The sequence below is a fragment of the Aeromonas sp. ZOR0002 genome (assembly GCF_963866995.1).
Classification (GTDB): domain Bacteria; phylum Pseudomonadota; class Gammaproteobacteria; order Enterobacterales; family Aeromonadaceae; genus Aeromonas; species Aeromonas caviae.
Window position 1 is genome coordinate 1 of the sequence record NZ_CAWMFQ010000200.1, and the last position, 1043, is coordinate 1043.

At 68.5% G+C, this 1043-nt stretch carries 1 protein-coding gene and 1 pseudogene; one reads left to right on the top strand and one right to left on the bottom strand.

Translation table 11 applies throughout. The annotated features are described in order from the left end of the window. Nucleotides 1–463, top strand: a 463-nt coding sequence (locus AACR77_RS11820; RefSeq protein WP_042881706.1) for an exodeoxyribonuclease VII large subunit, incomplete at its 5' end; no start/stop codon positions are given. 73 nt (nucleotides 464–536) lie between these two features. Here the strand turns inward: AACR77_RS11820 and AACR77_RS11825 are convergent. Next, a pseudogene (locus tag AACR77_RS11825) lies at nucleotides 537–1043 on the bottom strand (heme anaerobic degradation radical SAM methyltransferase ChuW/HutW); the annotation flags it as partial.

The window sequence follows — 1043 nt, forward strand, 5'->3', positions numbered from 1 at the left end:
CTTCGTCCTGCTGCAGAAGCGGCTCGATCATCAGGATCCCAAGCGACGGCTGGAGCAGCAGTCCCAGCGCCTCGACGAGCTCGACCGCCGCTTGCAGCAGCACCTGCGTGATCGCCTGCACCAGGGGGAGCGGCGCCTCGCCAACCTCGAGCTGCGCTTGCAAGCCCAGAGCCCCGAGAAGGCGCTGGCCGCCGGGAAGCGCCGCCACCAGCTGGCCGAGGAGCGGCTCCATACCCTGATGAGCAAGCGCCAGAGTCTCGCCGGCCATCGCCTCGCCATGCTGAGCGCGCGCCTCGACGGCATCAGCCCGCTGGCCACCCTGGGGCGCGGTTACGCCATCGTGCGCACCCCCTCCGGGGAGGTGATCCGCCGCGCATCCCAGGTCAATGCAGGCCAGACCCTGATCACCACCCTCGCAGAGGGAGCGCTGCGGGTGCGGGTGGACGAGGTCCACCAGCCATAACGAACAAGGGGGCACATCAAGTGCCCCCCTTGTCTATCATCCCCTCTTTGCCCGGCCCTCTCGGCCAGCGCACTCACACCAGTGAATGGCGCACCGCCTGCGCCGGATCGGCAGACGCCGTATCCGACCCCGCCAGCGGGTTGGTCTGTAAGTATTCAAACAACCCGGCCTGCAAATTCACGTTCCAGAAACGCCCTGCCAGGGTGAGGGCGAGACGCTCGGCCGAGAGCCGTGCCAGCCCGTGTCGCTGCCAGGCCTCAAAGAGCGGCATCAGGTGGGAGACCAGCCCCTGTGGCAATTGCGACAACGCCAGCCATCCGGTGTCGAGCCCCCCTCGCAGCAGCCCGTCGAGACGGGCATCGGGATTGGGCCTCATCACCATGCCGGGAGCACGCACGCCCCCCGCCTGCGCCTCATGCCAGGGCGCCAGATCCCGGCCATACATGAGGCCGTGGCCGTGAATGTTGCCCCCCGCCCCTGCGCCGAAGGGCAGGATCTCGGCGCCCCACTTGGCCATCTGGTTGTAGTGGCTCTGTTCGGCATCGGTGCGCCGCCAGTGGCTGCAGGAGAGCCGATCCCA